The sequence below is a fragment of the Ramlibacter monticola genome, from assembly GCF_016722785.1.
GTDB lineage: Bacteria > Pseudomonadota > Gammaproteobacteria > Burkholderiales > Burkholderiaceae_C > Ramlibacter > Ramlibacter monticola.
Genome location: NZ_JAEQNE010000005.1, coordinates 294,960 through 320,208, shown reverse-complemented (window position 1 = coordinate 320,208; position 25,249 = coordinate 294,960). Strand labels below are relative to the sequence as shown.

Sequence of the window (25,249 nt, the reverse complement as noted above, 5' to 3'; positions counted from 1 at the left end):
CGCGCGGTTGCGGGTCCGGGCTTACTCGAACCCGCACTCCTTGCGCACCTGAGCCGCATCCGGTGCGGTCAGCGCCGCGACCAGGGCGCGCGCCAGGTCAGGCTCCTTCGCCCCGGCGGCGACCGCCGCGGTGTACGTGGTGGCCAGTTCGTGGGGCGAGGGCAGCAGCCCGGTGAGGTGCACGCCCTGGGTGATCAGGATCTCCGTCACCTGCGTGCAGCCCACCGCCTCGGGCTCGGGGGCCCTCGCCAGTTCGGCCATCGCCGTCGCGCCGTTCGGGAAGGTGCGCAGCCTGCGCGGGTCGTCCGCCAGGCCCAGCGCCTGCAGCACCTTCATGAAGTGGATCCCCGCCGTGGCCTTGGCCGGGTCGGGGAAGTAGATCGCGGGCGCGGATGCGAGAAGCGCCTTCAGGTCGTTCGCCGTGCGGATGGCGACGGGTTCGCGGCCCGCCTTGAGTGCCACCCCGGTCTTCACCAGCCCCAGGGGCCGGGCCGACGAGGCGTCGGCATGGCCCTGGGCACCGAGGTCCTGGACCAGGGCCTGGGTGAGGATCAGCAGGTCGCAGGGGGCGCCCGCGAGCAGCTTGTCCTTCATCGCGCCGACCGCCCCGAAGGTGCCGGCGAGCCTGCAATCGTGCCTTGCCTCGAATTCCGCCTGCAGGCGGGAGACCAGTCCCTGCGCGGCACCGCCGCTCAGGATGTGGAGCGTCTTCGTCATCAATCGGCCTTGATATTGGCGGCGTGGATCACCTTGGCCCACTTCTGGATGTCGTCCTGCACGTACTTGTCGAAGGCCTTCGGGTCCATCACCAGGGGCACCGCGCCCTGCCTGGCCCACGCCTGCTGCAGCTCGGGCTGCCCGACGATCTTGCTCACCGCCGCATTGAGGCGGTTCACCACGTCGGCGGGGGTGCCCTTGGGCGCCATCAGCCCCAGCCAGATCGTCGCCTCGTAGCCGGGCACGCCGGATTCGTCGACCGTCGGCACCTCGGGCAGCACCGAAGAACGCTTCTTGCCCGTGGTGGCGATGGCCTTCACCTTGCCGGCCTTGATCTGCTCCGTCATCGTCGTGACGGCATCGAACATCAGGTTCACCTGGCCGCCCAGGACGTCGGTGCGCGCGCCGGAACTGCCCTTGTACGGGATGTGCAGGATGCGCGTTCCCGTCATGCTCTTGAACAGCTCGCCGGCCATGTGGTACGGCGTACCGGTCCCCGAAGAGGCATAGGTCAGCTTGCCGGGCTGCGCCTTCGCGGCCTTCACCAGCTCGCGCACGTTGTTCATCGGGACGGAGGGGTGCGCCACCAGCACCAGGTCCGAATAGTTGATCGGCGCCACCGGCACGAAGTCGCGCAGCAGGTCGTAGGGCTTGCTCGCCACCAGCGTCTCGTTCACCGTGTGGGTGTTCGACATCAGCAGCAGCGTGTAGCCGTCGGGCGGCGACTTCGCCACCTGGTCGGTGCCGATGACGGCGCCGGCGCCCGGCTTGTTCTCGACCACGAAGGCCTGGCCCCCGAGGAGGTCGGGCAGGCGCTGCGCCAGCGCGCGGGCGAACACGTCCGCCGGACCGCCGACCGCGAACGGCACGATGATCTTCACCGGATGGCTGGGGTACGTCTGCGCCGCCGCGGGCAGCGCCTGCAGGAAGCCGGCGGCGCAGACGGCGGCCAGCAGCGAACGGACGAACAGGTGACGCTTCATCGGGCCTCCGGTGGGTGGGGCTTATTCGACCTTGCCGATCTTCTTCACGACGTCGCCCATGCGGCGCACGTCGTTCTGCACGTACTTCTCGAACTCGGGCGCGTCCTGGTACAGCACGGGGCTGCCGGCATTGAGGATCACGTCCTTGACCTTGGCGTCGTTGGCGGCGGCGCGCGCGGCCTGGCGCAGGCGCTGCACTACCGGCTCGGGCGTGCTGGCCGGCACGAACAGGCCCGACCACTGCGCGTACTCGGCGTTGTAGCCGGCCTCCTTCAGCGAAGGCACGTCGGGCAGGGTCTGCAGGCGGCCGGCGCCCCAGTGGCCCAGCACGCGGATCTTGCCGGCCTTGACGTGCTGCAGCACGGTCGCCGGCCCCGTGGACAGGGCATCGACCTGGCCGCCGAGCAGCGCCACCACCGCCGGGCCGGCGCCGGTGTACGGGATGTGCGTGATGTGCACGTTGGCGACCTGCTTGAGGATCTCCATCGGCACGTGCATGGTGCCGTAGTTGCCGGACGAACCGAAGTTCAGCTGGCCCGGGCGCTTGCGCGCGTCCTCGACGAAGTCCTTCACGGACTTCCACGGCGCATCGGCACGCACGGCGAGCACGGTCGGGTCGGCGGTGAAGCGGGCGATGGGGCGCAGCGAGCCGTACGCGTACATCTGCTGGCGGCCGAGGATCTTGTCGGCTTCGGGCAGCACGCTGTACGACGAAAGTGCCATCAGGATCGTGTAGCCGTCGGCGGGCGCCTTGGCGGCCTGGGCCATGCCGATGCCACCGCCGGCGCCGCCCTTGTTCTCGATGATCACGGGCTGGTGCAGGTCCTTGCTCATCGCTTCCGCGACCGGACGGCCGACGGTATCGGCCAGCCCGCCCGGCGGGAAGGGCACGATCATCGTGATGGGCTTGCTGGGGAACGCGGCCTGCGCTGCCGCCAGCCCGGCCGCGGCGGCGAGGCCCGCGGCACAAAGGAAACGACGCAACATCGGGGGAACTCCTTGTTTTGTTAGCATGCTACAGAGCGCCAATTGTGGCGCGATAGAGAGTTTGCCCCATGAAAATCGCCGCCTACCGTCACCAGGGCCAGCCCGGCGTCGGCCGCATCACCGCCGACGGCAAGCAGGTCGAACCCTTCCAGCTTTCGCCCGAGCAGGCCGCGCGCGGCGCGCTGCCCATCGTCGAGGCCCAGGTCGCGGGCCGTGCGCTGCCGGCCACCGGCGCGCCCATTGCGCTGGATCAGGTCCAGCTGCTCGCGCCCATTCCCCAGCCGCGCCGCAACATCTTCTGCGTGGGCAAGAACTACCACGCGCACGCGAAGGAATTCGCGGGCAGCGGTTTCGATTCGAGCGCCAAGTCGCACGGCGACATCCCCGCCGAGCCGATCTTCTTCACCAAGGTCCCCGAGTCCGTGATCGGCCACGGCGCGGACATCCTCCATCCCGGTGAAGTCTCCGGCGCGATCGACTACGAGTGCGAGCTCGGCGTGATCATCGGCAAGGGCGGCAAGGGCATCAAGCGTGCCGACGCCATGAACCACGTGTGGGGTTACACGATCATCAACGACGTGACCGCGCGCGACTGGCAGAGCCGCCACCAGCAGTGGATGCTGGGCAAGTCATTCGACACCTTCTGCCCCATGGGGCCGTGGATCGTGACGGCCGACGAGCTCGATGGCCGGGACACCAACATCCGCCTGTGGGTCAACGGCGAGAAGCGCCAGGAAGCCAATACCAAGGACTTCATCTTCGATATCCCGAAGATGATCGAGACCCTGTCGGGCGGCATCACCATCTACCCGGGCGACGTGATCGCCACGGGCACGCCGGTGGGCGTGGGCATCGGCTTCAAGCCGCCGAAGTACCTGCAGCCGGGCGACGTGGTGCGGCTGGAGATCGACGGGATCGGCGTGCTGGAGAACAAGCTGCGCTAGCACCGCCCTCCCCGGAAGGGGAGGGAGTTCGTTCACGCCACGAGGGGTGGCTCCTCCATCGCCTCGAGCTGCTCCTCCAGCATCTGCACCTGCCCGCGCCAGTAGTCGCTGGTGCCGAACCACGGGAAGGCGAGCGGGAACGCCGGGTCGTCCCAGCGTCGCGCCAGCCAGGCGCTGTAGTGGACCAGCCGCAGCGTGCGCAGCGGCTCCACCAGCGCGAGTTCCGCGCGGTCGAAGTCGCGCAGCTGCTCGTAGCCATCGAGCAGCGCGCCGAGCTGGCGCTGGCGCTGCGCCCGTTCACCCGACATCAGCATCCACAGGTCCTGCACCGCCGGCCCGGTGCGCGCGTCGTCGAGGTCGACGAAATGCGGCCCCGCATCGGGCGTCCAGAGGATGTTGCCGGGGTGGCAGTCCCCGTGCACCCGCAGCTTTCCCACGCCCGCTTCCCGCGCGCGCTCGAACGCCGCCTGGATCGCGACCAGGGCCCGCGCGCACAGCCGCGCCCACTCGCCCTGCACGTCCAGCGGGATCGCTTCGTGCGTCAGCAGCCAGTCGCGCGGCTCCTCGCCGAAGGTCTGCACGTCGAGGGCGGGCCGCTCGCGGAACACATGCTGCGCGCCCACGGTGTGCAGGCGGGCGAGGTAGCGCCCGATCCACTCCAGCACCTCCTGGTCGTCGAGCTCGGGCGGACGGCCGCCCCGGCGCGGCGAGACGCTGAAGGCAAAGCCCGCGTGCTGGTGCAGCGTCCGCCCGCCGGGCGCGAGCGGCGCCACGGCCGGCACTTCGGCGCGCTGCAACTCGGCGGCGAAGGCGTGCTCTTCCAGGATCGCCGCATCGCTCCAGCGGCCGGGGCGGTAGAACTTGGCGACCACCACGTCGGAGCCGTGGAAGGGCTCCTCCAGGTGCACCTGGTAGACCCGGTTCTCGTAGGAGCTCAGCGCGAGCAGCCGGCCGTCGCCGTACAGGCCGAGCGGCAGCAGCGCGTCGAGCACCACGTCGGGCGTGAGCGCCTCGTAAGGGTGGCGGGTGGGGTCGTTCATGGGGCATTGTCGCCGCGCAGCCGCGGAAGCGAGAAAGGCCGGACGGGCCGGCCTTTCTCGCAGTGGGCGCGCCTTCAGGCGATGTTGAGCTTGACGTCGATGTTGTTGCGCGTGGCGTTGGAGTAGGGGCAGATCTTGTGCGCCTCCTCCACCAGCTTCTGCGCCTGCTCGCCCTGCAGGCCGGGCAGCTTGATGTTCAGGCGCACCGAGATGCCGTAGCCGAGCGAGGTCGGGCCCAGGTCCACTTCGCTGTCGATGGCGGCGTCGTTGGGCACCTGTACGCCGACCTTGGGCGCCACCGCCTTCATCGCGCCCATGAAGCAGGCGGCATAGCCGATGCCGAACAGCTGCTCTGGATTGGTGCCGGTGCCGCCCTGCGCCGGCGGCGAGAGCTTGACTTCGATCTTGCCGTCGTCCGAGCGGCCATTGCCGTCGCGGCCGCCGGTCACGTGGGTCTTCGCGGTGTACACGACCTTGTCCAGGGAAGTCGCCATGGTTCCTCCTTGTGCATGCTTCGGGGCGAAGCGGGGGCTGGATTATGGGCGCGGAACGATGCCCCCGGGGGAACCGCAGCTTCGTCGTGCCCGGCCGTGGCGCGATTAGAGCGGCCTCCCGGTCGCGCCGGCCGCCGATTCCCTAGACTGGCGCAGGAGGACGAAAACGATGGCTCCCAGCGACGCCCTGTCCATGGATTACGTGATCGTCGGCGGCGGCTCCGCCGGCTGCGTGCTCGCCGCCCGCCTCAGCGAGGACCCCGCCGTGCAGGTCGCACTGCTGGAGGCCGGCCCGGCGGACCGCAACGTGCTGCTGCACTGCCCCGCGGGGCTCGCCGTGCTGGCCCTCACCGGCCAGGCGAACTGGAAGTTCGAGACCGTGCCGCAGCGGGGGCTGGACGGCCGGCGCGGCTACGTGCCCCGCGGCAAGGTGCTGGGCGGGTCCAGCTCGATCAACGCGATGATCTACACCCGCGGCCACCCGGCAGACTACGACGCCTGGGCCGCCGAGGGCAACGCCGGCTGGGGCTGGGAGGACGTGCTGCCCTTCTTCAAGCGCGCCGAGCACAACGAGCGCGGCGCCGACGCCTTCCACGGCACGGGCGGGCCGCTCAACGTGATGGACCTGCGCAGCCCGCACCGCTTCGGGCCGGTGTTCGTCGAGGCGGCGAAGCAGGCCGGCTACCCGCAAACGCGCGACTTCAACGGCGCGACGCCGGACGGCGTGGGCCTGTACCAGGTCACGCACAGGAACGGCGAGCGCTGCAGCGCCGCCAAGGCCTACCTCACGCCCAACCTCCAGCGCCCCAACCTGCACATCCTCACGGGGGCGCAGGCCACGCGCGTGCTGCTGGAAGGCCGCCGCGCGGTGGGCGTGCGCTATCGCCAGGACGGGCAGGACCAGGAGGTGCGCGCCCGCCGCGAGGTGGTCCTGAGCGCCGGCGCGCTGCTGTCGCCGCAGCTGCTGATGCTCTCCGGCATCGGCCCCGGCGGGCACCTGCGCGAACACGGCATCCCCGTGCTGCACGACCTGCCGGGCGTCGGGCGCAACCTGCACGACCACGTCGACGTGGTGCAGGTCGTGGACGCGCCGCACCTGACCGACCTGCTGGGAGTGTCGATGGCCGGCGTCGCCAACGCGGTCAAGGGCATCCTGGAGTGGCGGCGGGAGCGCCGCGGCTTGCTCACCACCAACTTCGCCGAGGCCGGCGGCTTCATCCGCAGCTCGCCCGAGGAAGCCCTGCCCGACCTGCAGCTGCACTTCGTGATCGGCAAGCTGGTGAACCACGGCCGCCGCATCGTGCCGGGGCACGGCTACTCCTGCCACGTGTGCCTGCTGCGCCCCAGGAGCCGCGGCGCGCTGACGCTCGCCAGCGCCGACCCCTTCGCGCCGCCGCGCATCGACCCCGACTTCCTCGGCGACCCGGACGACCTGCGCCGGCTGGTGCTCGGCTTCCGGGCGATGCGGCGCATCCTGGAGCAGCCCGCGCTGGCGGGTTACCGCGGCCGCGAGCTCGCTGCGTCCGCCGCCGCGCGCGACGACGCCGCCATCGCCGCCTTCATCCGCGGCCATGCGGACACGATCTACCATCCGGTGGGCACCTGCCGCATGGGCAGCGGCTCGCTGGACGTGGTCGATGCGCAGCTGCGCGTGCACGGGATCGAGGGGCTGCGGGTGGCGGACGCGTCCATCATGCCCCGCATCGTCGGGGGCAACACCAACGCGCCGGCGATCATGATCGGCGAGAAGGCCGCCGACCTGCTGGGTCAGGCCGCGAAGCGCTTGCGCGTCAGCGCCAGCGCCGCCCAGAACGCCGTCGCCGCGTAGGCCGCGAGCACCACGAGGTGGCGCAGGACGTCCTGCGGCCAGCGGTCCATGAACATGGGGCGCACCAGTTCCACCGCGTTGGTGAGCGGCAGCCAGTCCGACACCGTGCGCACCACCTCGGGCAGCTGCTCGCGCGGGAAGAACACGCCGGAGAGGAACATCATGGGCGTGAGGAACAGGGTGAAGTAGTAGGTGAAGAAGTCGTAGTTCTTCGCCAGCGCGTTGAAGATCAGCGCGATGCACGAGAAGGTGACACCCACCGCCGCCAGCACCAGCCAGGCGGCCAGCAGCTTGGGGCTGTGGCTGATGTCCAGGGCGAGCATCACCGCCAGGATCGCGGTGGAGGTGAAGATCGCCTTGAAGGCCGCCCACAGCGTCTCGGCCATCACGATGTCGTCCAGGCTCACCGGGGCGTTCATGATGCCGTCCCAGGTCTTCTGCACGTGCATGCGCGAGAAGGCGGAGTACAGGGCCTCGAAGCTGGCGGCGTTCATCGCGCTCATGCAGATCGAGCCGCTCGCGAGGAACAGGATGTAGGGCACCTCGGTGTCGCCCACGCGGACGCGGCCCACCAGCATGCCCATCCCGTAGCCGAAGGCCACCAGCCAGATCAGCGGCTCGGCGATGTTGCCGATCAGGCTGGGCACCGCGAGCTTGCGCCACACCAGCAGGTTGCGGCGGAACACGGGCCAGAAGCGCATCGACAGCGCGGGGGGACGCCAGTGGCTCATCGCGGACCTTGCGCGAAGGCGGAGGCCGGCGAAAACCAGACAGCCGAACGCAGAGGACGCAGAGATTCCGCAGAGGGCGCAGAAGAATGCACCAAAAGGGTTCTTCCTTCTGCGTCTTCTGCGGATCCTCTGCGCCCTCTGCGTTCGGCTGTCTGGTTTGTTTTCATCCGTCCTCCCGGATCTGGCGGCCCGTGAGCTTGAGGAACAGGTCTTCCAGGTTTGCGGGCCGGTGCAGCGTGCGCAGCTTCGGGTGGTCGCGCCCAAGCGCGGCCAGCAGCGGCCGCGCGTCCTGCGTGTAGAAGAACACCGTCTCGCCGCTCACCTCGGTGCGGCCGGCCAGCGTGCGCAGCGGCGACTCCGCCAGCGAGAGCGCGCCGTTGCCGTAGGCCTCCACCACGTCCGGCTCCAGGTGCTGCGCGATCAGGTCGCGCGGACGGCCCTCGGCGATCTTGCGCCCGTGGTCCAGGACCAGCAGGCGGTGGCACAGGCGCTCGGCTTCGTCCATGAAGTGCGTGGTCAGCAGGATAGCCTTGCCCTGCTGCAGCAGCACCTGCAGTCGCTCCCACATCAGGTGGCGCGCCTGCGGGTCGAGGCCGGTCGTCGGCTCGTCGAGCATCAACAGGCGCGGATCGTTGACCAGCGCCCGTGCCAGCGACAATCGCCGCCGCATGCCGCCCGACAGCTGGACCGGCCGCGCATCCGCCTTGTGCGACAGCGCGGCGAATTCCAGCAGCTGCGGGATACGTCCGCGGATGTGTTGCTCCGGCAGCCCGAAGTAGCGCCCGTACACCAGCAGGTTCTCGGCGCAGCTGAAGTCCGGGTCGAGCGAATCGAACTGGCTCACCACGCCGAGCTGCGCCTTGATTGCCAGCGCGTCGCGCGGCATGCGCAGGCCCAGGGCGGCGATCTCGCCGCTGTCGGGCTCGGTGAGCCCCAGGCACATCCGGATGGTCGTGGTCTTGCCGGCGCCGTTGGGGCCGATCACGCCCAGGCATTCGCCGGGCTCGATCCGGAAGGACAGCGCGTCGACGACCGTGCTGTCGCCGTACCGCTTGGTCAGGGCGCGGGCGTCGAGGAGCGGCTCGGTCATGACGGCGGCTATTGTGCCGCCGCCCGGCGCGCCCATCGCAGCCGTAGAATTTTCGTCTTTGCCTGAGAGGTCCCCCGCTTGTTCCCCCTCCTGCCGCCGCTGCCCATCACCCAGCAGTACCTGCTGCCGAAGAAACTGCTCACGGTGCTGGCGGGCAAGTTCGCCTCGGCACGCCTCGGCGGGCTCACGCACTGGACCATCCGACGCTTCATCGCCAAGTACAAGGTGAACATGGCGGAAGCGGCCGATCCGCGGGTCGAGAGCTACGCGAGCTTCAACGAATTCTTCACGCGGCCGCTGCGGCCCGATGCCCGCCCGATCGCGGCCGCGCCCTTCATCTGCCCGGTCGACGCGGCGATCAGCCAGTTCGGCCCGATCGAGCACGACCAGCTGTTCCAGGCCAAGGGCCACAGCTACTCCACCCGCGCGCTGGTCGGGGGCGACCAGGCGCTGGCGCACGGCTTCGATCATGGCCACTTCGCCACCCTGTACCTCGCGCCCAAGGACTACCACCGCATCCACATGCCCTGCGAAGGCCGGCTGAAGCGGATGATCCATGTGCCGGGCGACCTGTTCTCGGTCAACCCGCTCACCGCGCGCCACGTGCCGAGCCTGTTCGCGCGCAACGAGCGCGTCGTGTGCGAGTTCGACTGCGCGCACGGCCCCATGGTGATGGTGCTGGTGGGCGCCACCATCGTCGGCAGCATGGCGACCGTGTGGCACGGCGTGGTGAACCCGCCGCGCCCGGGGCGGGTGCGCGAATGGCGCTACGACGACCAGCAGGTCGTGCTGCGCAAGGGCGAGGAGATGGGCCGCTTCCTGCTCGGGTCCACCGTCATCATGCTGTTCCCGGCGAACGTCCTCACCTTCACGCCGGACTGGTCAGCGACCAGGCCGGTGCGCCTCGGCGAGGCGATGGCGACGGTGATCGAGACCGAAGCGGCCATGTAGGCCGCGCCAGCGCGAACCCGGCGCCGGGTTCGGCCTGCGGCGCCCACCCCCGCCTACTGGAACCCCACCTCGTCGAACGCCCGCAGCTTGCGGCTGTGCAGCCGCTGCGGGCCGCCCTGGCGCAGGATCTCGATGGCGCGCATGCCGATGCGCAGGTGCTGGTCCACCCGCTCGCGGTAGAAGTGGTTGGCCATGCCGGGCAGCTTGATCTCGCCGTGCAGCGGCTTGTCGCTCACGCACAGCAGGGTCCCGTAGGGCACGCGGAAGCGGAAACCGTTGGCGGCGATGGTGGCGCTTTCCATGTCCAGCGCCACCGCGCGGCTCTGCGAGAAGCGGCGCTGCGGCTCGTTGCCCGGGAGCAGCTCCCAGTTGCGGTTGTCGGTGCTGGCCACCGTGCCCGTGCGCATGATCCGCTTCAGGTCCGCGCCCTGGCACTGCGTGACGTCCGCCACCGCGTGCTCCAGCGCCAGCTGGATTTCGGCCAGCGCGGGGATCGGCACCCACAGGGGCAGTTCCTCGTCCAGCACGTGGTCCTCGCGGACGTAGGCGTGCGCCAGCACGTAGTCCCCGAGCTGCTGGCTGTTGCGCAGGCCCGCGCAGTGCCCCAGCATCAGCCACGCATGCGGCCGCAGCACCGCCACGTGGTCGGTGATGTTCTTCGCGTTGGCCGGGCCGACGCCGATGTTGATCATCGTGATGCCGTCGCTGCCGGGGCGCACGAGGTGGTAGGCGGGCATCTGCGGCAGCCGCGGCGGCGACGAGCCCAGGCTGTCCATGGCCTCGCGCGGCAGGCCGACGCGGCGCGTCACCACGTTGCCCGGTTCGACGAAGGCCACGTACTCGCTGTCCGGCCGGTTCATCTCCTCGTGACCGAGCTTGATGAATTCGTCGATGTAGAACTGGTAGTTGGTGAACAGGATGAAGTTCTGGCACCACTCGGGTGCGCTGCCGGTGTAGTGCCGCAGGCGATGCAGCGAGTAGTCGACGCGCGAGCCGGTGAACAGGGCCAGCGGCAGCGGCTGCTCCAGGCCGAACTGCAGCGTGCCGTTGGCGATGCCGTCGTCCATCCGGCCGAGGTCCGGCAGGTCGAACAGGTCACGCATCATCATGCGGCGCTGCGGCGGCATGTTGCCCTCGATGTGGTCGTGCTCCGCGAACGAGAAGTGGATCGGGATCGGCTCGCCGCTCACGCCCACTTCCAGCGGCATGCCGTGGTTCTGCAGCAGCAGCCGGAACTGGTCGAGGTAGTAGCTCGCGTACAGGTCGGGGCGGGTGAGCGTCGTCTCGTAGCAGCCGGCGCTGGCGACGAAGCCGTACGACAGTCCCGAGTTCTCGAGCGCCGCCTGCGGCATGACGCTCTCCGTCTGGATCCGCACGTAGGGGTAGCAGGCCCGTACGCGCCCCGGCATCGCCTCGCCCGCCACGAACCGCTGCATGGCCTCGCGCAGGTGGTTGATCTGCTGCGAGTAGATGGCGCGCACCTGGTCGAACGCGCTTTCGGGGTCGGTATGGAGGGTCTGGGCGATGAAAGGCGGCATGAATGGCATGCGCCTATTGTGCAACTGCCCTTCCACGGTCCCGCACATCCCCGCCCGGCGGTGGGCTGCGTCCTACAGAGTCAAACGCACTCGGCTGACCTTGCCTCCCGCGGGCAGGGACGACAGTCTGCGTCATCCAAGAACAAGCTCGTCGCACACCATTAAATCGAATCAAGGAGTCCCAGAATGACGCAAGCGTTGGCCGCCAATCCCTTTGCCTTGATGGTCGATCCCGACCAGGTGAAGCAGCATGTCGACAGCTCCGAACAACTGAGCAAACTGAGCCAACGCCAGTGCCACCCGCTGGACCGCGCCGTGATCCGCTGCGCGAGCGCCGAGATCGCCGCCTTCGACGCGAAGATCGACCGGACGACGATCTACCTGCCGCCGGAGGAAGAGAAGTCGGCGGCCACGGTGACGCGCACCTACACGCGCCGCGTCAACTGATCCTGCGGGCGGGCACGCCCATCGGCTGCGGGCGGATCGGCTGGTAGATCTGCTGCTGCTGCCGCAGCCACACTTCCTCGTCGCGGCGCGCCTGGTCGCGCCGCGCCTGCTCCGCCTGCGCCCGCTGGCGCCGCTCCGCTTCCTCGCGGCGGGCCACTTCTTCCTTGCGGGCCTCTTCCTCGCGACGCGCCTGTTCCGAGCGCCGGGCCTGGTCGTCGGCGCGCCGGGCCTGGTCCTCGCGGCGTTCGTCGTCGGCGCGCCGGGCGGCTTCCGCGCGGCGCACCTGCGAGGACTGCTCCTCGCGCCGCGCCTGTTCCTGCAGGCGCGCGAGGTGCTGGCGGCGGGCCGCTTCGGCGGCCAGCTTCTGTTCCTGTTCGGCCTTGCGCAGCGCCGCCAGGCGCTTTTCCTCGGCGGCATGGCGGGCCGCCGCCTGCTTCTTCTGCTTTTCTTCCTCGGCCCGCTTGGCGGCGAGCTGGCGCTTCGACTCGTGATCGCGCTTGAGTTCCTGCTCGCGCTTCGCCTGCAGGGCACGGCGCTCTTCCTCCGCCCGCTTGGCCGCGACGGCGCGGCGGCGGTCTTCGGTCCGCTTCGCCTCGAGGGCTGCGGCGCGCTTCTCCTGCTCGAGACGGGCGGCGGCGGAGCGGCGTTCCTGCTCGGCGCGCGCGGCGGCGGCCTGGCGCTCTTCCTCGGCCCGCTTCGCTTCGGCGGCGGCGGCCGCGGCGCGCTTCTCCTGGTCGATGCGGGCGGCGGCGGAGCGGCGTTCCTGCTCGGCGCGGGCGGCGGTGGCCTGGCGCGTTTCCTCGACGCGCTTCGCTTCGGCGGCAGCCGCGGTGCGCTTTTCGTGTTCGATGCGGGCGGCGGCGGCCTGGCGCGTTTCCTCGGCGCGCTTCGCTTCGGCGGCGGCTGCAGTGCGCTTTTCCTGCTCGAGGCGGGCGGCGGCGGCCTGGCGCGCTTCCTCGGCGCGCTTCGCTTCGGCGGCGGCTGCGGTGCGCTTCTCCTGCTCGAGGCGGGCGACGGCGGCCTGGCGCGCCTCCTCGGCGCGCTTCGCTTCGGCGGCGGCCGCGGTGCGCTTCTCCTGCTCGATGCGGGCGGCGGCGGCGCGGCGTTCCTGCTCGGCGTGGGCGGAGGTGGTGCGGCGCTCCTGCTCGGCGCGCACCGCGGCGGCCTGGCGCTCCTGCTCGGCGCGCGCGGCGGCCGCCTGGCGCTCGTCCTCGGCGCGTTGCTGCGCGAGCCGCTGCTGTTCGCGTTCGCGCGCGGCCTGGGATTCGGCGGCGGCCCTGGGCTGCATCACCGGCGGCGTGGGCAGCGCCGCCTGCATCACCGGCGCAGCAGGCAGGGAGGCCTGCTGCACCGAGGCGGCGGGCGGCAGCACCGGCGCCGTGACCTTGAGGGTGGGCGGCGTCGACGGCACCACCTTGGCGGCGGGTTCCGCGACGGCCATCGGCGGGGCCACCGACGGTGCGAGCGGCGGGCTTGCCTTGGGCGGCTGCTTCAGGCTGGCGGCCGAGCCCGAGATCACGATTTCCTTGCCCCGGGTGACGGTGTTGGGGATCGGCTGCGCCGGCGCGGCGGCGACCGAGGGCATGCTCACCGTGGGCTCGCCGCGCTTGCGCGCCCCGGCCCAGCGATCGAAGTCGTCGGTGGCGGCGAAGGCCGGCTGCAGCATGCGCGTGAGGTTGCGATCGCGGAAGGTCAGGCGCTGGCCCGTGCGGACCTCCAGCGCCTCGCCCTTCTCGCCGTACACCACGCCGGCGCCGGCGAGCACGACGACGCGCGTGACGCCCTGCCTGGTGTCGACGTCGATGCGGTAGTCGCCGGCCTGGCGGGCGCGGAACGCGAGGTTGGGCGTGCCGATCTCGAAGCTGTCGCCGGCATTCGAGCGCGTGACGGTGGCCGCGAGGCTGCCCTGCGTGAGGCTCAGCTGCGTGGCCGTCTCGCTGACGTTCTCCAGGACCAGCTGGGTCTCGCCGTTGAGGCGCACGGCATGGCCGCCGGCCTGGACCTCGGCGCGCGAGCCGCGGTCCGTCCACAGCCGGTCGCCGCGCTTGAGCAGTCGGCGCGGCTGTACGTCATGCCATTCCTTGTCGCCGAGCGGAGCGTAGGCAACCGACCCCTCGGTGTGGTTCAGGTGGGCCGATGGGACCGACACCACCTGGGAGAACGCCGCCGACCCGACAGCGACCGCGAGGGCTGCGATGCCTGGGCTCCACCGGCAGCAGCCCTGCCTGCCGGTCGTTGTGGTCTTTGCGCTCATGCGTTATTGAACGCCTGAGACATGGGGCGGAAGCGCTAAGCGCGTGTAAATCCTGTAGTCCCAGTCCGACGGGTTGCGACATACGTGAAGTTGTCACATGCGCTTTCCCCACGGCTCAGCGCGTAACTGCTTCACGCATCGTCACGAACTCCTCCGCCGCCGTGGGGTGGATCCCGAGGGTGCTGTCGAACAGGTTTTTCGTCGCTCCCGCGCGCATCGCCACGGCGAATCCCTGCACGATCTCGCCCGCGTCCGGGCCGACCATGTGCAGGCCCAGGACGCGGTCGTTCTGTGCGTCCACCACCAGCTTCATCAGCGTGCGTTCGCTGCCGCCGCCGAGGGTGTGCCTGAGGGCGCGGAACTCGGAAAGGAAGATGCGCGGCTCGCCGTGCCGCTCCCGCGCCTGCTGTTCGGTGAGTCCCACCGTGCCTATGTTCGGGTGCGTGAAGACGGCGGTGGGAACCAGCGCGTAGTCCATGCGGCGCCCGCCGTCGCCGAACAGGCGGTCGACGACCACCATCGCCTCCGCCAGCGCCACCGGCGTGAGCTGCAGGTGCGAGGACACGTCGCCGACGGCGAAGACCGACGGCGTGGAACTGCGGAAGCCCTCGTCGACCACGATGTTGCCGTGCGCGCCGACCGCCACCCCGGCGGCATCGAGGCCGAGCCCGGCCACGTTGGGCACGCGCCCCGTCGCATAGAGCACCGCATCCGCCGCGAGCACGTCCCCCTGTTCGAGCGTGACGGCGAGGGACCCGCCGGTGCGCGCGACCGAGGCCACGGTGCTGTGCAGGCGCAAGTCCACGCCGTTCTTCGCCAGCTCCTGCGCGATGAAGCGGCGCACGTCGTCGTCGAAGCCGCGCAGGACCTGGCCACCGCGGTAGAGCAGCGTCACCCCGGCGCCGAGTCCGCGGAAGATCGACGCGAACTCGCAGGCGATGTAGCCGCCGCCCACCACGACCAGCCGGCGGGGGAAGGGCTCGAGGTCGAACATCTGGTCCGAGGTGAGTACCAGCTCGCAGCCGGGGAAGCGCGGCACCGAAGGCGTGGCGCCCGTGGCGAGCAGGATGTGGGCGGCGCGCCAGCGCCGGTCGCCGGCGCCGGTGGCGACCTGCACCGCATGGCCGTCCAGCAGGGTCGCCCAGCCCCGCACGAGCTCGACCCCGGCGTCCCGCAGCAGCGCCTCGTACACGCCATTGAGGCGCGCGATCTCCGCGGCGCGGTTTCTCTTCAGCCGCTGCCAGTCGAATCGCGCGGGCGGCAGGTCCCAGCCGAAGCCGGCGGCGTCGGCGAAGTCGTGGGCGAAGTGCGCCGCATAGCTGTAAAGCTTTTTCGGGATGCAGCCGACGTTCACGCACGTGCCGCCGAGCGCCGCCGCCTCGGCCAGCACCACGCGCGCGCCGTGTTGCGCCGCCCTGCGCGCCGCGCGCACGCCACCGCTGCCGCCACCGATGACGAACAGGTCGCAATCGAATCCGCTCATGAAGTCTCCCGTGCCAGGCCCTCGCCGGTCAGCGAAGGCTCTGCTGTAGGCGCCGCCTTACGAGGCGCGCGTCAAAGCGCCCTTACCATCGCCTGATATGACCCATCTGTCGATGTGGTACCGCAGGGTCGGCCACACCAGCCTGGCGCCGGTCCGCTGGGCGGCCGCGTGGGCGCGCATCACCTTCTTCGGTTCGGTGATGGTGGTGCGCGCATTCTCGCCGCGCAGCTACGGCCCGGAGACGCGCTACAACCTCGCGCGCCACGTATACATCGACACGGCGCCCATTCTGGGCTGGTTCACGGTGCTGATCGCGCTGTTCACGCTGATCATCACCCGCATCGTGATCGTGACGTCGGAGAACTACGGCCTGTCGCAGTACGCGCTGGAGATGGTGGTCCGCGTGCTGCTGGTGGAACTGATCCCCCTGACCGCGGCCCTCTTCGTGGCCCTGCGCTGCACGATCCCGAATGGCGCCGCACTGGTCGAGATGCGGCGCATGGGGCACTTCCGGACGCTGCGGCGACGGCGGCTGGATCCGATCGCGGTGGAGGTGCTGCCGCGGCTGCTGGCCGGCATCTTCGCCTGCATCACGCTGGCCGTCCTGAGCTGCGTGGTCGCGGGCATCCTCGCCTACCTCGCGGTATGGGGCCCCACGAGCGCCGGCATCAGTTCGTACATGCACACCACCGGCCGCGTCTTCAACCCGATGTTCACCTTCATCTTCGTGATGAAGACGCTGTTCTTCGCGATCGCGGTGTCCATCATCCCGATGGCCTCGGGCCTCAACAATATCGAGGACGACGGCTCGCGCGAAAGCGCCGCCCTGCAGGGCCTGGTGCGCATGTTCGGCGTGCTCCTGATCCTCGAGGCGCTGTCGCTGGTGGGGAACTACATCTGACCATGACCGAGAAGCTGAGTCCGCCTCCCCCGCACGAGCCGCCGAAGCCGCCGCCGACGGCGCCCGAAACCCCGGTGCAGAAGTCCGAGCCGACCGCGCGCGTGCCGGTCCGGAACCTGGAGCTGAAGGCGACCATGCTGCTGGCGTTCACGCTGGCGCTGATCCTGGTCGCGGCGATCTTCCTGATGCGCTCGCGCGGCTACTTCGAACCCAAGCAGCAGCTGTACCTGATCGCCGACAACGCCGAAGGCGTGGTGGCGGGCATGGACCTGACCTTCTCCGGTTTTCCGATCGGGACGGTGAAGAAGGTGTCCCTGAGCGAGAAGGGCCAGGTGCGCATCGAGGTGGACGTGCTCGAGTCCGAGGCCAAGTGGCTGCGCACCTCGAGCGTCTTCACGCTGATCAAGACCATCCTGGGGCCGGCGCAGCTGCGCGCCTACAGCGGCGTGCTGACCGACCCGCCGCTGCCCGACGGCGCGGAGCGGCAGGTGCTGCGCGGCGACTTCAACGAGGAATTGGCCCGCGTCGTCGGCGCGGCGAAGGACGTGCTGGACAACCTGAACCAGATCACGGCCTCGGATTCGGAACTGAACCGCTCGATGGCCAACCTGCAGGCCTTCACGCAGAAGCTGCAGGGCCGCCGCGGCGCGCTGCACGCGATCTTCGGCAACGAGGAGGACGCGCGCAAGCTGGTCGCCGCGGTGGAACGGGCCAATTCGGCGATGGCGGAGGTGCAGCGCCTCGCCCAGCGGGGCGAGAACTTCGTGCAGCACGCGGACACTCGCGTCTTCGGCACGAACGGCCTCGCCACCGACGCCCAGGCCACCGTGCGCCAGTTGCACGGCCTGCTGACCGACGCGCGCGGCAGCCTGCAGCGCGTGGATGCCGTGCTGGTGGAGGCGCAGGGCGCGGCCGGCAACGTGCGCGACGCCACCGCCGACCTCGGCACGCTGCGCGGCGAGGTCGAGACCAACCTGCGCAAGGTCGAGGACCTGATCAACGACCTGCAGCGCAAGTGGCCGTTCGCCAAGGAACGGAAGATCGAACTGCCATGAGGCTGCTCGTGCTCGCCGCGCTGCTCGCGCTGCTGGCCGGCTGCGGCAACAAGCCGCGCCAGCCGGACTGGCTGGTGAACGCCGACAGCGCGCAGGACCGCTTCGAGCGCGCCTACCTGTCCGGGCGGGACGCGGCGGCCCTGACCGAGTTCGAGCGCTTCCGGCACGAGGTGGCGAGCACCGGCCAGCCTGCGCTGGTGGCGCGCGCCGAACTCACCCGCTGCGCGGTGCGCGTGGCGAGCCTGGACTTCTCGCCTTGCAGCGGCTTCGAGCCGCTGCGGCCGGACGTGGGCGACGCCGAGCGCGCCTATGCGGACTTCCTGGAGGGTAAGCTGCCGCCGGACCAGGCCAAGGCCCTGCCGGAGGACTACCGCGGCCTCGTCGGGGAGGGGGGGTCCGGGCGCCTGGAGAAGATCAGGAACCCGGTTTCGCGCCTGATCGCCGCGGGCGTCCTGCTGCGCACCGGCAGCGCCGACCCGAAGGTGCTGGAGATCGCCAGCAGCACCGCGTCCGAGCAGGGCTGGCGGCGCGCCGTGATGGCCTGGCTGGGCGCGCAGGCGATGCTGGCGGACAAGAACGGCGACGCCGACGCGGCCGCGCGGCTGCGCCGCCGGATGGAACTGGCGGCCGAAGAACCCGAAGCTCCGGCCCGGCGCCTGCGCGAGCCCCGGCCGTCCGAGGGCGTGCGCAAGGTGATGGAATAGCGCAGCGGCTGCGCCGGTGCGGCCGCTGGCGCAGAATCGACGGCCATGGACCTGGCCAGGCAGCCCCGCCTGCACGCGCTGGACAACCTGCGTGCGATCATGATGTGGCTGGGCATCGTGCTGCACGTGAGCTTCATGCACGTCGTCGGGCCCACCTCGCTCCCCTGGCGCGACGAGCGCCGCACGGCGGTGGCCGACATGCTGGTCACCTTCATCCACGCCTTCCGCATGCCCGTGTTCTTCATCCTCGCGGGCTTCTTCGTCGCGCTGCTGGCGCAGCGTCTCGGCGCCATGGGCATGCTGCGGCACCGGATGTGCCGGCTGGCCTTGCCCTTTGCCGTGTTCTGGCCACTCCTGTTTTTCGCCAGCAGCCTCGCCGGGCTGGCCTTCCTGAACCGGATCGCGCACGGCCGCTGGGGGCTGGACGAAAGCGTCGTGCCGGCCCATCTGTCGGGCGCGCCGAACACGATGCACCTGTGGTTCCTGTGGATGCTGATCTGGTACAGCGTCGCGACGGCCCTGGTGCTGCGGCTGGGCGGCCGGCGGCTGGGGGCGTGGCTGCAGTGCGCCGGCAATTGCCTCGGGCTGCTCGGGGCCCGCTGGTGGGGCTTCGTGCTGCTCGCGCTCCCGCTGGCCTGGATCGGAAGCGCCTATCCGGGCGGTTTCCTGCCGGTGGGAGGCTCGTTCCTGCCGCCGCCGCCCGAGTGGCTGCACCACGGCCTGTTCTTCGCCTTCGGCCTCGCCCTGTTCGCGCACCAGCAGGTGCTGTTCGCGGCGTACCGGCGGCACTGGGGTGTCTTCGCCTTCGCCGGCCTGGCATTCTTCCTCCTCGCGCTCGACCTGCTGAAGCGCTATGCGCCCCCCTTCTTCATCGCCTACGCGTACAACGCCGCGGCCTGGTTGTGGAGCTTCGCCTGGATCGGGCTCGCCCTGCGCGTGCTCGACGCGCGGCGGGCCTGGATGGCGTGGCTGGCCGACAGCGCGTACTGGGTCTACCTGGTGCACATGCCGCTGACCATGGTGTTCGGGGCGCTGCTGTTCGGGCTGCCGTTGCCGGCGGAGGTGAAGATCCTGGCGAACATCGGGGTCACGACCGCGGTGTGCCTGCTCACGTATGCCTGGTGGGTGCGGCGCGGCTGGATCGGCGTGCTGCTCAATGGAAGGCGCCATCCGGCCGGCCTGCAGGCGACGCCCGCCCTCGGCTAGGACCGGTGCGGGCGGCGCCCGGTCGAAGGAGTGCGGAAGGTGACCGAGTACCGCAGCAGCTTCGTCGGCGCGACGCTGTGCTGCCAGCTCCAGCGCGCCACGCCGCGCAGCAGGTAGATCGAGCGCGGCGCCAGCGCGAGTCTCACCACGTCCGATTTTTTCGGGGCCTCGGGTGGGTAGGGCCGCAAGCGCATGAGCGCCTCGTTCAGCAGCGAGATGCCGACGATGTCTTCGAAAGCGGGCACGTCGCGGTGCCAGCCGAGCGGCGTGCCGGGGCGGTACTCGGCGATGAGGGCCTGGGTGAACGACGCGGGATCGATGCCGATCCAGGCCGCGGCCCGCTCGCGCAAGGGATCCAGCCACGCCGGCAGCGGGTCGGCTTCGTTCAGCTGGCGGGCGCTGAAGTCGTACTGGCCGCCGTAGCTCACCACGCGGCGCAGGGCGGTGTACTGCTGGTACTTCATGGGCGCGAGCGGGAGTTGCCCGATTCGGGCGACGAGCGCGGCTTCTTCTTCGCGCGACAGGAATTCCTCCTCGTAGCGCAGGCCTTCGGGCAGGGGCGGGGTGGCGGGTGGAGGTGCGCCGAACAGGTCGGCCTGGGCGTCCTTCATGGGGGCTAGATTAGGGCGGGGAACGCCCGTACCCCGGCCCTTCCCCGGAAGTGGAGGAGAAAAACCGGGGCACCAAGTAAAAGACCCGCACCGAGGTGCGGGTCTAGGCGAGGCCAAGCCTCGGAGAAAACGCAGGGCGCTTTCTCCGGGGACTGCTTACGGCTTGGCTGCAGTTGGAAACGGCCAGGCGGCCTGCGGGTTCAGCGTGGTCTGAGCCGCGGGCGCCGGCGCCGCCGTGGTGGACGCGCCGGCGGCAGCAGGAGCTTTCGCCGCCTTCTTCGCGCCGCCGGACGACTTCTTGGCCGCCTTCTTGGCCGTCGTCTTCTTCGCAGCGGTCTTGCGCGCGCCGCCGGCGGCCTTCTTCGCCGTCGCCTTCTTGGCGGTGGTCTTCTTCGCCGCGGTCTTCTTCGCAGCCGGGCGCTTCGCCGCGGTCTTCTTCGCGGCCGGGCGCTTGGCGGCGGTCTTCTTCGCAGCCGGGCGCTTGGCAGCCGTCGCCTTCTTCGCCGGCGCCTTCTTGGCGGCCGTCGTCTTCTTGGCGGTGGCCTTCTTCGCCGTCGTCTTCTTCGCCGTGGCCTTCTTGGCCGTCGTCTTCTTCGCGGCGGGGGACTTCTTCGCGGTCGCCTTCTTGGCGGCCGACTTCTTCGCAGTTGCCATTTCTATCTCCTGTTCAAGTTGACTCAAACATCAACCAAAGAAGCACTCCGGCGCCTTGTTGGGAGGCGCGAAGCGATCCGTGGGGTTGGGCCGTAGCCCAGCCCCACGAACACCATGCCCGCCCGCCCCGGTCTCTCCGGACCGTGGAGCGTGCGGGCTTTGTCCAAGCTCATTCGCAGTTGCCGTTCAATCCCATGAAAGGGCGCCACCCGTCTGGTATTCGATCACGCGGGTCTCAAAGAAATTGCGCTCTTTCTTCAGGTCAATCATCTCACTCATCCACGGGAAGGGATTTTCTTCGTTCGGGAACAGCGCTTCCAGGCCGATCTGCGTGGCGCGGCGGTTCGCGATGTAGCGAAGGTAGCCCTTGAACATGGATGCATTGAGCCCCAGCACGCCGCGGGGCATGGTGTCCTCGGCGTAGCGGTACTCGAGTTCGACGGCTTTGAGGAACAGCGCCTTGATCTCCGCCTTGAATTCGGCGGTCCAGAGGTGCGGGTTCTCGAGCTTGATCTGGTTGATGAGGTCGATGCCGAAGTTGCAGTGCATCGACTCGTCGCGGAGGATGTACTGGTACTGCTCGGCGGCGCCGGTCATCTTGTTCTGCCGGCCCAGCGCCAGGATCTGGGTGAAGCCGACGTAGAAGAACAGGCCCTCCATCAGGCAGGCGAAGACGATCAGGCTCTTGAGCAGGCGCTGGTCGGCCTCCGGCGTGCCGGTGTGGAAGGCGGGGTCCATGATCCCGTCGATGAACGGGATCAGGAACTCGTCCTTGTCGCGGATCGCCTGGACCTCGTGGTAGGCGTTGAAGATCTCGGCCTCGTCCAGGCCGAGCGACTCCACGATGTACTGGTAGGCGTGGGTGTGGATCGCCTCCTCGAAGGCCTGGCGCAGCAGGAACTGGCGGCACTCCGGCGCCGTGATGTGGCGGTAGGTGCCCAGCACGATGTTGTTGGCGGCCAGGGAGTCGGCGGTGACGAAGAAGCCGAGGTTGCGCTTGATGATCCGGCGCTCGTCCTCGGAAAGGCCGTTCGGGTCCTTCCACAGGGCGATGTCGCGGTTCATGTTGATTTCCTGCGGCATCCAGTGGTTGGCGCAGGTGGCCAGGTACTTCTCCCAGGCCCACTTGTACTTGAAGGGGACGAGCTGGTTGACGTCGGTCTGGCCGTTGATGATGCGCTTGTCGGCGGCGGCCACGCGGCGCGCGCTGTTCGACTGCGCGGAGCCCGCCGGGATGCGCGCGGCCGGCTGCGTCGCGACGGGGGCCGCCGGAGCGACGGCGCCGTCGTCCAGCGTGCGCAAGGCAGGTTGGGGAATGGGAACGGTCGGCTGGCGGTTCGATTGCAAACCGCTGCTCACGGACTTTGACGGTGTGGGCGTGACTTCGTCGTCCCAGGTCAACATAGGTTTTCCAGTGCTCGGATTATGTGAGCCTGTGTGGGGAAATCAAAGTGTCCGTTCACACTCGGCACGCATTTTGTTGCTTGCTTGCATCGACGTTCTGTCGGAGAACGCCGACAACTCTTGGCTCTCGTTCGTGCTTGCGTGCGCATCGCGCGCACGCAAGCACCTCACGCCGTGCTCACTGGCACGCTTCGCAGGTGGGGTCGTCGACGCCGCAGAACCTGATGTCCGTCGCGGGCGTCGCCGCCTCGATCTGCGCGCGCGCCGCCGCCGCCGCCGCGTCGAGGGCGGACATGCCGCCGCCCGCGGCGGTGCCGTTGCTCACCGCATTCAGCCGGCCGGATTGGACCGTCGACTTCTCGGCCTGCGTCGCGCTGGTCGTGCGCAGGTAGTAGGTGGTCTTCAGGCCGCGCAGCCAGGCGAGCTTGTAGGTCTCGTCCAGCTTCTTGCCCGAGGCGCCGGCCATGTAGATGTTGAGCGACTGGGCCTGGTCGATCCACTTCTGCCGGCGCGCCGCGGCTTCCACCAGCCACACCGGCTCGACCTCGAAGGCGGTCGCGTAGAGCGCCTTCACGTCCTCCGGCACCCGGTCGATCGGGCGCAGCGAGCCGTCGAAGTGCTTCAGGTCCATCACCATGACGTCGTCCCAGATGCCCAGGCGCTTGAGGTCGCGCACCAGGTAATGGTTGATCACGGTGAACTCGCCCGACAGGTTGGACTTGACCGACAGGTTGCCGAAGCAGGGCTCGATCGAGGCGTCCACGCCGATGATGTTGGAGATCGTGGCGGTCGGCGCGATGGCGACGCAATTGGAGTTGCGCATGCCGTCGGCGGCGATCTTGCGGCGCAGCGCGTCCCAGTCGAGGGTGGCGGAACGGTCGACCTCCACGTACTGCTCGCCGCGCTGGGCGGCCAGCAGGGCCAGCGTGTCCGGCGGCAGGACGCCCTGGTCCCACAGCGAACCCTTGTAGCTGGAGTAGCGGCCGCGCTCGCGCGCCAGCTCGGTCGAGGCCCAGTAGGCGTGGTAGCAGACCGCTTCCATCGACTCGTCGGCGAACTGGATGGCCTCGGTCGAGGCGTAGGGGATCCGCAGTTCGTAGAGCGCGTCCTGGAAGCCCATCACGCCCAGGCCGACCGGGCGGTGGCGCAGGTTGGAGTCGCGGGCCTTCTTGACCGCGTAGTAGTTGATGTCGATCACGTTGTCGAGCATCCGCATGGCCGTGGCGACGGTGCGCTTCAGCTTCTCCTGGTCGATCCGGCCGTCCTTCAGGTGCTGCAGCAGGTTCACCGAGCCCAGGTTGCAGACCGCCGTCTCGGTGTCCGAGGTGTTCAGGGTGATCTCGGTGCACAGGTTGGACGAGTGCACCACGCCCACGTGCTGCTGCGGCGAGCGGACGTTGCAGGCGTCCTTGAAGGTGATCCAGGGGTGGCCGGTCTCGAACAGCATCGAGAGCATCTTGCGCCACAGGTCGTTGGCCTGGACCGTCCTGGACGGCTTGATCTCGCCGCGCTTCGCCTTTTCCTCGTAAGCGACATAGGCTTTCTCGAACTCGGTGCCGAACTTGTCGTGCAGGTCCGGCACGGAGGAGGGCGAGAACAGCGTCCACTCGCCCTTTTCCATCACGCGGCGCATGAACAGGTCCGGGATCCAGTTGGCCGTGTTCATGTCGTGGGTGCGGCGGCGGTCGTCGCCGGTGTTCTTGCGCAGCTCCAGGAATTCCTCGACGTCCAGGTGCCAGGATTCCAGGTAGGCGCAGACGGCGCCCTTGCGCTTGCCGCCCTGGTTGACGGCCACGGCCGTGTCGTTGACCACCTTCAGGAAGGGCACGACGCCCTGCGACTCGCCGTTGGTGCCCTTGATGTGGGAGCCCAGCGCGCGCACGCGGGTCCAGTCGTTGCCCAGGCCGCCGGCGAACTTGGACAGCAGGGCGTTTTCCTTGATCGATTCGTAGATGCCGTCCAGGTCGTCCGGCACCGTGGTCAGGTAGCAGGAGGACAGCTGGGAGCGCAGCGAGCCGCTGTTGAACAGCGTCGGCGTGGACGACATGAAGTCGAAGCTGCTCAGCACTTCGTAGAACTCGATCGCGCGGGCCTCGCGGTCGATCTCGTTGAGCGCCAGCCCCATGGCCACGCGCATGAAGAAGGCCTGCGGCAGCTCGATGCGGGTCTTGCGCACGTGCAGGAAGTAGCGGTCGTACAGGGTCTGCAGGCCCAGGTAGTCGAACTTCAGGTCGCGCTCGGGCTTCAGCGCGGCGCCCAGGCGCTTCAGGTCGTACTGCAGCAGCTTCTCGTCCAGCAGCTCGTTCTCCACGCCCTTCTTGACGAAGAGCGGGAAGTTGTCGGCGTAGGCGGCGGCGCGCTCGGCCGGGGCGACTTCCTCGCCCAATGCTTCCTTGAAGATCGTGTGCAGCAGCAGGCGGGCGGTGACGAAGGTGTAGTCGGGCTCCTTCTCGATCAGCGTGCGGGCGGCCAGGATCGACGCCTTGTAGACCTCGTCCAGCGGCACGCTGTCGTACAAGTTGCGCATCGTTTCGGCAACGATCGGCTCCGGCTTCACCTCGGCACCGAGGCCCTCGCAGGCCGCGACGATCAGCTGCTGCAGCGACGCGACGTCCAGCGGCACGCGCTGGCCGTGGTCCAGCACGTGGAACTGCGGCGTGGCCGGCGCTTCTTCCCGCCCCTGCTTGGCGCGCTCCTGCGCGCGGCGCTCGCGGTACAGCACGTAGGCGCGCGCGACCTCGTGGTGGCCGCCGCGCATCAGGCCCAGTTCGACCTGGTCCTGCACGTCCTCGATGTGGAAGGTGCCGCCGCCCGGGCGCGAGCGGACGAGGCCGCGCACCACCGCCTGCGTGAGGCCGTCCACCGTCTCGCGCACGCTGGCGGACGCGGCGCCCTGCGTGCCGTGCACGGCCAGGAAGGCCTTCATCATCGCGATGGCGATCTTGTTCGGCTCGAAGGGGACCACCGCGCCGTTGCGGCGCAGGATCTGGTAGTGGGCGAGCGGGCTGTTGGCCGCCGCACCGGCGCCGCCGGATTGCGGCGGGTTCAGCGAGCTGGAGAGCGGCTGGAGGGGAGTGGCCAGGCCAGGGTGCATCTTCGTTTCTTCCTCTCGTGCGTGTGTTCTTTGTGCTGGGGCAAGGACGGCGAGCCCGCAACGTGGCAGGCACTATATCTAGTGTCCGGGCCGCCAGCAAGCACTATAGGTAGTGCCCACGATCCGAGTGGAG

22 protein-coding genes are annotated in these 25,249 nt (G+C 69.6%); 8 read left to right on the top strand and 14 right to left on the bottom strand.

The features are described from left to right. Positions 1–21: 21 nt before the first annotated feature. Genes JJ685_RS20290 through JJ685_RS20280 form a run of 3 tightly spaced genes read right to left on the bottom strand, consistent with a single transcriptional unit; the run spans position 22 to position 2,687 of the window. The gene (locus tag JJ685_RS20290) at positions 22–717 is read right to left on the bottom strand and encodes a molybdate ABC transporter substrate-binding protein (protein WP_201676146.1); all 696 of its coding nucleotides are present in this window, start codon (positions 715–717) and stop codon (positions 22–24) included. Further along, complete coding sequence (locus JJ685_RS20285) at positions 717–1,700, bottom strand: Bug family tripartite tricarboxylate transporter substrate binding protein (protein WP_201676145.1); 984 nt, start codon at positions 1,698–1,700, stop codon at positions 717–719. The genes JJ685_RS20290 and JJ685_RS20285 overlap by 1 nt, the downstream gene beginning before the upstream one ends. Positions 1,701–1,721: 21 nt before the next feature. Continuing rightward, entirely contained in the window at positions 1,722–2,687 is a 966-nt protein-coding gene (locus JJ685_RS20280) for a tripartite tricarboxylate transporter substrate binding protein (protein ID WP_201676144.1), read from the bottom strand. A 68-nt stretch (positions 2,688–2,755) separates the two neighbouring features. On the opposite strand from JJ685_RS20280, the gene JJ685_RS20275 reads away from it, so the two are divergent. Beyond that, positions 2,756–3,631 (top strand): fumarylacetoacetate hydrolase family protein, encoded by an 876-nt coding sequence (locus JJ685_RS20275; RefSeq protein ID WP_201676143.1) that lies wholly within the window; start codon positions 2,756–2,758, stop codon positions 3,629–3,631. Positions 3,632–3,663: 32 nt separating this feature from the next. On the opposite strand, the gene JJ685_RS20270 is transcribed toward JJ685_RS20275, so the two are convergent. Continuing rightward, on the bottom strand, positions 3,664–4,671 hold the full coding sequence (locus tag JJ685_RS20270; protein WP_201676142.1) for a serine/threonine protein kinase: 1,008 nt from the start codon (positions 4,669–4,671) through the stop codon (positions 3,664–3,666). 74 nt (positions 4,672–4,745) lie between these two features. Then, positions 4,746–5,165, bottom strand: a complete 420-nt coding sequence (locus JJ685_RS20265) for an organic hydroperoxide resistance protein (RefSeq protein ID WP_201676141.1) — start codon at positions 5,163–5,165, stop codon at positions 4,746–4,748. Between the two features lie 169 nt (positions 5,166–5,334). Between JJ685_RS20265 and JJ685_RS20260 the strand changes: the two genes are divergently transcribed. Further along, a complete protein-coding gene (locus JJ685_RS20260; protein WP_236599134.1) occupies positions 5,335–6,993 on the top strand; it encodes a GMC family oxidoreductase in 1,659 nt (552 codons plus the stop codon). Here JJ685_RS20260 and JJ685_RS20255 read toward each other — a convergent pair. Beyond that, complete coding sequence (locus tag JJ685_RS20255) at positions 6,933–7,724, bottom strand: ABC transporter permease (protein ID WP_201676140.1); 792 nt, start codon at positions 7,722–7,724, stop codon at positions 6,933–6,935. The genes JJ685_RS20260 and JJ685_RS20255 overlap by 61 nt on opposite strands. Before the next feature lie 163 nt (positions 7,725–7,887). After that, the gene (locus tag JJ685_RS20250; RefSeq protein WP_201676139.1) at positions 7,888–8,814 is read right to left on the bottom strand and encodes an ATP-binding cassette domain-containing protein; all 927 of its coding nucleotides are present in this window, start codon (positions 8,812–8,814) and stop codon (positions 7,888–7,890) included. 78 nt (positions 8,815–8,892) lie between these two features. Between JJ685_RS20250 and asd the strand changes: the two genes are divergently transcribed. Continuing rightward, on the top strand, positions 8,893–9,765 hold the full coding sequence (gene asd, locus JJ685_RS20245; protein WP_236599133.1) for an archaetidylserine decarboxylase: 873 nt from the start codon (positions 8,893–8,895) through the stop codon (positions 9,763–9,765). 53 nt (positions 9,766–9,818) lie between these two features. On the opposite strand, the gene JJ685_RS20240 is transcribed toward asd, so the two are convergent. After that, complete coding sequence (locus JJ685_RS20240; protein WP_201676138.1) at positions 9,819–11,312, bottom strand: AMP nucleosidase; 1,494 nt, start codon at positions 11,310–11,312, stop codon at positions 9,819–9,821. A gap of 177 nt (positions 11,313–11,489) precedes the next feature. Between JJ685_RS20240 and JJ685_RS20235 the strand changes: the two genes are divergently transcribed. Beyond that, the gene (locus JJ685_RS20235; RefSeq protein ID WP_201676137.1) at positions 11,490–11,750 is read left to right on the top strand and encodes a hypothetical protein; all 261 of its coding nucleotides are present in this window, start codon (positions 11,490–11,492) and stop codon (positions 11,748–11,750) included. Here the strand turns inward: JJ685_RS20235 and JJ685_RS20230 are convergent. Together JJ685_RS20230 and gorA are read right to left on the bottom strand one after the other, a co-directional pair. Next, complete coding sequence (locus JJ685_RS20230; RefSeq protein ID WP_201676136.1) at positions 11,743–14,004, bottom strand: hypothetical protein; 2,262 nt, start codon at positions 14,002–14,004, stop codon at positions 11,743–11,745. The two genes, JJ685_RS20235 and JJ685_RS20230, sit on opposite strands and share 8 nt — an antisense overlap. Before the next feature lie 115 nt (positions 14,005–14,119). Then, complete coding sequence (gene gorA / locus JJ685_RS20225; RefSeq protein ID WP_201676135.1) at positions 14,120–15,487, bottom strand: glutathione-disulfide reductase; 1,368 nt, start codon at positions 15,485–15,487, stop codon at positions 14,120–14,122. A gap of 97 nt (positions 15,488–15,584) precedes the next feature. Between gorA and JJ685_RS20220 the strand changes: the two genes are divergently transcribed. The 4 genes from JJ685_RS20220 to JJ685_RS20205 are packed head-to-tail and all read left to right on the top strand — an operon-like array spanning position 15,585 to position 19,353. Then, on the top strand, positions 15,585–16,388 hold the full coding sequence (locus tag JJ685_RS20220) for an MlaE family ABC transporter permease (protein ID WP_201676134.1): 804 nt from the start codon (positions 15,585–15,587) through the stop codon (positions 16,386–16,388). 2 nt (positions 16,389–16,390) lie between these two features. After that, complete coding sequence (locus tag JJ685_RS20215) at positions 16,391–17,443, top strand: MlaD family protein (protein WP_201676133.1); 1,053 nt, start codon at positions 16,391–16,393, stop codon at positions 17,441–17,443. Further along, positions 17,440–18,147: a hypothetical protein gene (locus JJ685_RS20210; RefSeq protein WP_201676132.1), complete on the top strand. Its 708-nt coding sequence runs from the start codon at positions 17,440–17,442 to the stop codon at positions 18,145–18,147. The genes JJ685_RS20215 and JJ685_RS20210 overlap by 4 nt, the downstream gene beginning before the upstream one ends. A 45-nt stretch (positions 18,148–18,192) precedes the next feature. Continuing rightward, on the top strand, positions 18,193–19,353 hold the full coding sequence (locus JJ685_RS20205) for an acyltransferase family protein (protein ID WP_201676131.1): 1,161 nt from the start codon (positions 18,193–18,195) through the stop codon (positions 19,351–19,353). Here the strand turns inward: JJ685_RS20205 and JJ685_RS20200 are convergent. From JJ685_RS20200 to JJ685_RS20185, 4 genes are all read right to left on the bottom strand, one after another. Next, positions 19,350–19,964, bottom strand: a complete 615-nt coding sequence (locus JJ685_RS20200) for an alpha-ketoglutarate-dependent dioxygenase AlkB (protein WP_201676130.1) — start codon at positions 19,962–19,964, stop codon at positions 19,350–19,352. The two genes, JJ685_RS20205 and JJ685_RS20200, sit on opposite strands and share 4 nt — an antisense overlap. Positions 19,965–20,120: 156 nt before the next feature. Continuing rightward, positions 20,121–20,618: a histone H1-like DNA-binding protein gene (locus JJ685_RS20195; RefSeq protein ID WP_201676129.1), complete on the bottom strand. Its 498-nt coding sequence runs from the start codon at positions 20,616–20,618 to the stop codon at positions 20,121–20,123. Between the two features lie 186 nt (positions 20,619–20,804). Continuing rightward, the gene (locus JJ685_RS20190; RefSeq protein WP_201676128.1) at positions 20,805–22,022 is read right to left on the bottom strand and encodes a ribonucleotide-diphosphate reductase subunit beta; all 1,218 of its coding nucleotides are present in this window, start codon (positions 22,020–22,022) and stop codon (positions 20,805–20,807) included. Between the two features lie 178 nt (positions 22,023–22,200). Then, positions 22,201–25,116, bottom strand: coding sequence for a ribonucleoside-diphosphate reductase subunit alpha (locus JJ685_RS20185; protein WP_201676127.1), 2,916 nt, complete (start codon positions 25,114–25,116; stop codon positions 22,201–22,203). Between the last annotated feature and the right edge of the window lie 133 nt (positions 25,117–25,249).